The sequence below is a fragment of the Marinobacter sp. R17 genome (assembly GCF_003789045.1).
GTDB lineage: Bacteria > Pseudomonadota > Gammaproteobacteria > Pseudomonadales > Oleiphilaceae > Marinobacter_A > Marinobacter_A mangrovi.
The window spans coordinates 118,245-125,605 of record NZ_RHGZ01000011.1 but is presented as its reverse complement, the minus strand read 5'-3'; the positions used below and the strand labels follow the sequence as shown (position 1 = coordinate 125,605).

Below are 7,361 nucleotides of genomic sequence, written 5' to 3'. Positions count from 1 at the left end.
TACGCTCCACGCTTCCTCCCCACGGTCAGTCGCCCTTCCGCAGTTGCGCTTCACTTCGCTCGCTGTGGCCAGCTCACGGGAGGACTTGCACCTCCAGGAGTGCGCCCGTGCCGGGCGCACAAAAAAAGGCAGCCCGGAGGCTGCCTTTTCTCGATTGTCCGGCGCGTCTGGTGACCCGCCGTAACGCTCGTGCTAATACGGCTTAGAGCGGAGTCACGTTCTCAGCCTGCGGACCTTTCTGGCCCTGAGTTACAGTGAACTCGACCTGCTGGCCTTCAGCCAGGGTCTTGAAGCCTGAACCCTGGATGGCGCTGTAGTGAACGAAAACGTCCGGGCCGCTTTCACGAGTGATGAAGCCGAAGCCCTTGGTTTCATTGAAGAACTTAACGGTACCGGTCTCTGTAGACATAACTCTGTTCCTGTCTGTATTCAATATTCAATAAGTGCCTGGAAAACGGGTGTTTATACACTCACTCTCCAAAGCGGTATTCGGAAACGCAATTCGCATAATCAAAAACAGGACGATGCACTACTTAACTACAGAGGGATACGTCTTATTTATGAAACGCTTTGCTATAACTTTCCTACCGGGTCACTGTACCGCTGATCCTGAAGTTTGCCAACAGATATTTACGTTGTAGGTATAACTACGTTAGTCGCATGCCTGCGCGGTCGCGCCAACGCCGCTGCAGCAGGGACTTCAAGCGGGGTCACCGTTGCACGGACGGCGCTTTTTCATTAACTTAAGGTCACAGGAGATGGCATTCCTCCATCGGTCGGCGCGGGATACGCTCTCGCCACCGCCCAAAACCGCTGCATCCGCCCCCTTTCAATTTGCGATGTCGCTGATGATGCCTGTAAACCGCTGTCCGCTTTGGGAGCCTGTGATCCACTCCTGGGGTACGGTTCGATACAGGTATGTCTAGTCATCACGTCCCGTTTACTGTGGACGCCCCGTCGGCCGGGCGTGTTCCCACGACATACCTCGCGCATCGCCTCACCCGCTCCCTTGCGTCAGCAATCCCGGTATAACGCAACCAAAGTGAGGCCTGTCTTCATGTGGATGTCGGTCATTGCCATCAGCGCGGGGGCTGCCTGCGGCGCACTCCTGCGATGGTTTCTCGGTTTACAGCTCAACGCCCTGTTCCCAACCGTGCCGCTGGGCACCCTGGTCGCCAACCTGCTGGGCGGCTACCTGATCGGCCTGTCGATCATGATCTTCTCGCAAGCCGTGACCCTGTCTCCGGAGTGGCGCCTGTTCGTCATCACCGGCTTCATGGGCGCGCTCACAACCTTCTCCACATTTTCCGCGGAAATGGTGACACTGTTGCAGGGCGGACGTTTCATGTGGGCGCTGGGCGGCATTGCCATGCACGTGGGCGGCTCGCTGCTGATGACGCTGGCCGGTATGGGCACGTTCCTCTTCATTCGCTGGATCACTGCGGGGTGAGCAACATGGAAAAAGGCTACGAAATCATCTTCATCACACCGGAGAACCGCCGCCACAACAACAAGCGGGTCTGCGAACTGATCACCGACATGGCCAAACAGCGGGGCATCGCCCGGATGACCAAGCGGGTCGACCGTGAGGGACTCGGCGCCGGCGGCCATCTGCATTCGGCGCACTTCTTCGAGTTGGCCGATCAGCCGGTGGAAATCATGTTCGTGGTGGACACGGCCACCGGCGACCAGTTGATCGAGGACGTCAAACAGGCAGGCATTCACGTTTTCTGCATTCGCAAGGAAGTGGAATACGGGGAGCTGGGCTGAGATTTCCGGCGATTCCGTCGCCGTAACGAAAAAGCCCCGCCGGATTGGGCGGGGCTGAAGGGATCGGATCAGGCCGCGTCGTGGCGGACGATGGAGTCCTTCTGCTGCGCAAAGGCATCGAAGGCGAAATCGTCGACCGTGAGCATTTCCAGCACGCGGGCTTCGTAATCACGCATGAATTCCGCGTCCTCCTGGCTCAGGATGTCCGCCTTCAGGGCCGCCTCGAAACGGTCTTCCGGGTGCAACGCTTCCTGCGGCAGCTCGCCCTTGGCGTAAGCCTTGTTCACGGCGCGATAGAGCTTCTCGGCGCGCTCGTACTCGACCAGCAGATCGTTGTACTGCGCCACCGGGTTGTCCACTCCGCCCTCGACGTGGGTGGTCCAGGCCGGACGCAGCAGTTTCTCGCGCAGCGGCGTCGCCAGGGTAATGGACTTGGCCAGGGCCCGTGACACGTCGTCATGCGGCATATCCCAGCGCCGGCCCAGGGGCAGTGTCAACGCCCGCAGTGCCCAGGCCACCGGCCGATTGGGCAGGTTCTGGAGCAGTTCGTCCAGGGCGGTCTCGGTGCGGTGCAACAACAGACCCAGGCTGTACTGGACCAGTTCCTTCTCGCCCTCCACCGGCTGGGTTTCGTTCCAGTTCTTCAGCACCATGGAAGCCAGGTACAGATTGGCCAGCATGTCCCCCAGGCGGGCGGAAATCAGCTCGCGCATCTTGAGCTGTGAACCCAGCGTGGTCATGGCGGCATCGGCACACAGACCAAAGGCGGCACTGAAACGCGAGACGGCCTGGGCGTAGCGCCGGGTGACGGCATCGAACGGCACGTCCGGATGACCCAGCCCCAGACCCTGGGTGAAGGCCCGCGCCGCATTGCCGAAGATCAGCCCGGCGTGGCCGAAGAAGGCGCGGTCGAACGCGTCGACATCGTCGTTGTCCTTCGCCGCCAGCTCTTCCAGCACGTACGGATGGCAGCGGATAGCGCCCTGACCAAAGATCATCAGGCTGCGGGTCATGATGTTGGCGCCTTCCACGGTGATGGAGACCGCCGAACCGCTGTAGCCGATACCCAGGTAGTTACGCGGCCCCAAGGTGACCGTCTTGCCGCCATGGACGTCCATGGCATCGGTCAGGCACTGGCGCTGCATTTCGGTCAGGTGGTACTTGAGGATGGCTGACGGAACGGCCGGCTTCTCGCCCTTGTCCACCATATTGGCCGTCTGGTAGACCGACGACTGGGCGATGTAGGTCAGGCCGGCAATCCGGGCCAGCGGGCCCTGCACGCCTTCCATTTCAGCCACCGGCGTATTGAACTGACGGCGTACACGGGTGAAGCCACCAGCGGTGCCCACGGCCGCAGCCGCAGCGCCCGCCGCACCTGACGGCAACGTGATACAGCGGCCCACGGAAAGGCACTCGACCAGCATGCGCCAGCCTTCACCGGCCATATCCGGTCCACCGATGATGTAATCCAGCGGGATAAAGACGTCCTTACCCTTGATCGGCCCGTTCATGAACGGGGAGCCAATCGGGCAATGGCGGCGACCAATCTCCATGCCCTTGGTTTCACGGGGCACCAGGGCGCAGGTAATGCCCAGGTCTTCCTGGTCGCCCAGCAGGTTATCCGGGTCGAACATGCGGAACGCCAGACCGACGACCGTGGCGATCGGCGCCAGGGTGATCCAGCGCTTCTCGAAATTCAGGCGCAGGCCGATGACTTCCTTGCCCTCGAATTCGCCCTTGCAGACGATGCCGGTGTCCGGCAGCGAGGTGGCATCGGAACCGGCCCGCGGCCCGGTCAGACCGAAGCAGGGAATGTCACGGCCGTCCGCCAGACGCGGCAGGTAGTGGTTTTTCTGCTCTTCGGTACCGTACTTGAGCAGCAACTCGCCGGGGCCGAGGGAGTTGGGCACGCCAACGGATACCATCAGCGACTCGTTGGACGCCAGACGCTGCAGCACCGCCGACTGCGCCTTGGCGGAGAATTCCAGGCCGCCGTATTCCTTGGGAATGATCATCCCGAAGAACCCTTCCTTCTTCAGGTAATCCCACACTTCCTGCGGCAGGTCGGCTCGCTCGACGGCCACGTCCCAGGCGTTGCAGAGGCTGATGGCGTGTACGCACTGGTTATCGATAAACGCCTGCTCTTCGTCAGTCAGGCCGTTGTTGCGGTCGATCAGCAGTTTCTGCCAGTCCGGCCGACCGGTGAACAGCTCACCGTCCCAGCCGACGCTGCCCGCTTCCAGGGCCACCTTCTCGGTGTCGGACACCTTGGGCGCCACTTTCTTGAACATGGCGAAAATACGCGGGGTCAGCCAGGCACTGCGGAAACCGGGCAGACCACAGGCGGCAGTGATCACGGCACCGGCGAACAGCACCAGCGCCAGCCAGCCGGAGGCGAAAATCAGCGACACCAGGCCGAACCCGGCCATCACGCCAATCGCCGACTTGGCACCGGACTCCTTGCGTAATACCAGAAGCAATCCGGCGAGGGACAACAGGACAAGAATCAAAGTCGTCATAGGCGGTCTCAGTCTTCCATGTTATTGAAATGACTGGGCTGCGATACGGGCAGCCCATGGCAATCCACTCAATGCTACGTTTAACCTACCGCAATGGATGGCTCCCGGCCAGTGACTGAGTCGCCATCTGTCAATGCGCCTTTCGGCGAATCCCCGATGGCGTGATCCAGGCACCGTTCCAACCTCTTACGACGACACGATCACCCGCAGACCGCTCAATGACATGCGCGCCTTGTCGATGGCCGCCTCGCCGGCCGCCAGCTGCGCTTCGAAGAACTGGATCTCCTCGTCGCGGATCGCCGGATTGATCGGTTGCAGCGCCCGCAAGCGGTCGACTTCCGGGGTGATCAGGTCGCGCAGCCGCTGCAGCGCCGAGGCCTGCGCCTCACCCAGCCGCTCGGCAGCAAAGCCTTCGGCGTGGTCGATCATGGTCTCCACCTCGGCCCGCACCTGCGGCACCACCGCCTGGGCCGTGCGCCGACGAATGTTGGAACAGAGTTCGTTGAGCCGGTCATGGGGTAGCGCGCTGGACAGGTCCTTGCCATTCACGTCCACCAGCAGGCGCAGCGGCGCCAGCGGCAGGCAACGGGACAGCTGCAGGCTGTCCGGCGCCGGGCAATGCAGGGTGAACAGGGTCTCCAACAGCAGCGTACCCGGCGGCAGCCCTTTCACGGACAGGCTCGCCAGCGCCGCGTTCCCCAGCTCCGAATCGGTCATCAGTTCCATCACGCCGGCCACCATGGGGTGCTCCCAGCTCAGGAACGTCAGGTCTTCCCGCTCCAGGGCCTGCTGACGGTCGAAGGTCACGGTGATACCGTCTTTCGGCAATCCCGGGAAGTGGCCGGTCAGCATATGGTCGGACGGCTTGAGCACGTCCGATGTCTCGGTGTGGTCCTCGGTCTCGACGCCGAAGATATCGAAGGCCTCGGTCATGTAATCCACCAGGCCGGACGCCTGCTCTTCGGTCTCGATCGCTTCGATCAGCGTCTGGGCCGCTTCCGGGCGGCAGGAATTCATCTCGATCAGGGCGTCCCGACCGGCCTGCAGGCGCACACGCAAGGCCTCGGCCTGCTCGCGGGTCGCATCGATCAAGGCCTGCCGATCGGCTTCCGGATTGTCCAGCGCAGCGTCCAGTTGCGCCTGTACTTCGGCTTTCACGGCCACGCCCACGGCGGTGTTGCGACTCAGGGCATCGAGGCCGTCGTGATACCAGTGGAACAGGGTTTCCTGAGACGTGCCTTCCAGGTAGGGCACATGAATGTCGATCACATCGCCCTGCCCGATCCGATCCAGGCGACCAATACGCTGCTCCAGCAGATCCGGGTTGGCCGGCAGGTCGAACAACACCAGGTGATGGGCAAACTGGAAGTTGCGGCCTTCGCTGCCGATCTCGGAGCAGATCAGCGCCTGGGCGCCCTGTTCCGTCTCGGTGAAGTAGGCGGCGGCACGGTCCCGCTCCACCAGGCTCAGGCCTTCGTGGAAGGCGGCACTGCGAATGCCGGCGCGCAGTTGCAGGTGATGCTCCAGCGCGGTAGCGGTCTCGGCGTTGGCACAAATCACCACCACCTTGGCCGGACGCAGGCTGGTCAGCGTTTTTTCCAGCCAGTTCACCCGGGGATCATCCGCCAGCCAGGTCTCTTCCACCAGCCCGGCTTCCGGCGCCATCCCGTCTTCACCAGCGCGGCGCTCGGCATACAGCTCCGGGCAGGGTAACGGCGCCGGATGCACGCGACGCTCCGGAAAGCCCTGGATGGCTGAGCGGGTGTTGCGGAACAGTACGCGGCCGGTGCCGTGGCGGTCCAGCAAGGTGTTGATCAGGGCCTCGCCGCTGTCGTCTTTAGCCAACAACCCGTCGAGCTCGTCACCCAGCCAGTTGGCGAGCTGCGCCCGTTGCTGCGCATCCGGTTGGCCGCCACGGGCCTGGAGATCCCGCACCAGGGCATTGATATCAGCGTAGCGCGCTTCCTCTTGCTCGAAGGCCCCCAGGTCGGGATAGCGGGCCGGGTCCAGCAGCCGCAAGCGGGCAAAGTGGCCGGCCAGGCCCATCTGCTCCGGTGTCGCCGTCAGCAACAGGAGACCACGGATCTCGGCTGCCAGTTTTTCCACCGCCTGGTATTCCGGGCTGGCCGCTTCCGGCGACCAGGTCAGGTGATGGGCCTCGTCCACCACCATCAGATCCCATCCGGCTCGCAGGGCGTCCCGCTGGGCTTTCTCGCTGCCGGCCAGGAAGTCCAGACTGCACAGGACCAGCTGAGATTGTTCGAAGGGGTTTTCACCGTCCCCATCGTCGTCCTCGTCCGAGGCCTCTCCCAGCATCGCCAGGATCTTGTCGGCCGCGTCGTCCAGCTCGTAGTGGGAACCATCGACGATGGAAAACGAGAGGTTAAAACGGCGCAGCATCTCCACCAGCCACTGATGGATCAGCGAGTCCGGCACCACAATAAGCACGCGGCGGGCCAGGCCGGTCTGGAGCTGGGAATGCAGGATCAGGCCCGCCTCGATGGTCTTGCCCAGACCCACTTCGTCCGCCAGCAGCACCCGCGGCGCGTAACGCCGTGCCACTTCGCCGGCAATATAGATCTGGTGCGGCAGGTGGCTGGTGCGCGCGCCGATCAGGCCCCGGGCCGGTGACTGGCGCAGGCGCTCCTGGTGCTCGACCGTGGCCATACGCAGCCGGAAGGCCCCGTTACGATCGAAGCGACCGGCGAACAGGCGCTGGCGCGGGTCGGTAAAACGCACATGGCTACCCAGCTTGACCTCGGAGATCTGTTGGAGCTCACCCTCAGCATCTTCGGCGTGATACATGAGGACGCCGTCGATGTCCTCCACCGCCCGCACGGTGAGCGATTCGCCGTCGAACGTCTCGATGGTGTCGCCCAGCTGGTAGCTGACCCGGGCCAACGGCGCGTTATCGGTGGCGTAGGTCCGCTCCTCGTCCACCGCGGGGAACCCGAGGGTCACCCGACGGCCGGAGATATCCGTGACGATACCCAGACCGAGGGAGGCGTCGCTGTGACTGACCCACCGCTGACCAATGACAAATTCCATGCTTTGATTCACCTTGCAGAACTG

Annotated in this window: 5 protein-coding genes and 1 riboswitch; of the genes, 2 read left to right on the top strand and 3 right to left on the bottom strand. The window is 62.9% G+C overall.

The features are described from left to right. Nucleotides 1-202: 202 nt before the first annotated feature. Nucleotides 203-409 (bottom strand): cold-shock protein, encoded by a 207-nt coding sequence (locus EB809_RS10180; RefSeq protein ID WP_123634704.1) that lies wholly within the window; start codon nt 407-409, stop codon nt 203-205. A gap of 336 nt (nt 410-745) precedes the next feature. Then, a riboswitch (Fluoride riboswitch) is annotated at nt 746-865 on the top strand. A gap of 192 nt (nt 866-1,057) precedes the next feature. Between EB809_RS10180 and crcB the strand changes: the two genes are divergently transcribed. Both crcB and EB809_RS10170 read left to right on the top strand, forming a co-directional pair. Further along, entirely contained in the window at nt 1,058-1,450 is a 393-nt protein-coding gene (gene crcB / locus EB809_RS10175) for a fluoride efflux transporter CrcB (RefSeq protein ID WP_123634703.1), read from the top strand. A 5-nt stretch (nt 1,451-1,455) separates the two neighbouring features. Next, nucleotides 1,456-1,770: a DUF190 domain-containing protein gene (locus EB809_RS10170; RefSeq protein WP_123634702.1), complete on the top strand. Its 315-nt coding sequence runs from the start codon at nt 1,456-1,458 to the stop codon at nt 1,768-1,770. A gap of 68 nt (nt 1,771-1,838) precedes the next feature. On the opposite strand, the gene EB809_RS10165 is transcribed toward EB809_RS10170, so the two are convergent. Continuing rightward, nucleotides 1,839-4,289, bottom strand: a complete 2,451-nt coding sequence (locus EB809_RS10165; RefSeq protein WP_123634701.1) for an acyl-CoA dehydrogenase — start codon at nt 4,287-4,289, stop codon at nt 1,839-1,841. 186 nt (nt 4,290-4,475) lie between these two features. Then, nucleotides 4,476-7,337: an RNA polymerase-associated protein RapA gene (rapA, locus tag EB809_RS10160; protein WP_123634700.1), complete on the bottom strand. Its 2,862-nt coding sequence runs from the start codon at nt 7,335-7,337 to the stop codon at nt 4,476-4,478. Nucleotides 7,338-7,361 lie beyond the last annotated feature (24 nt).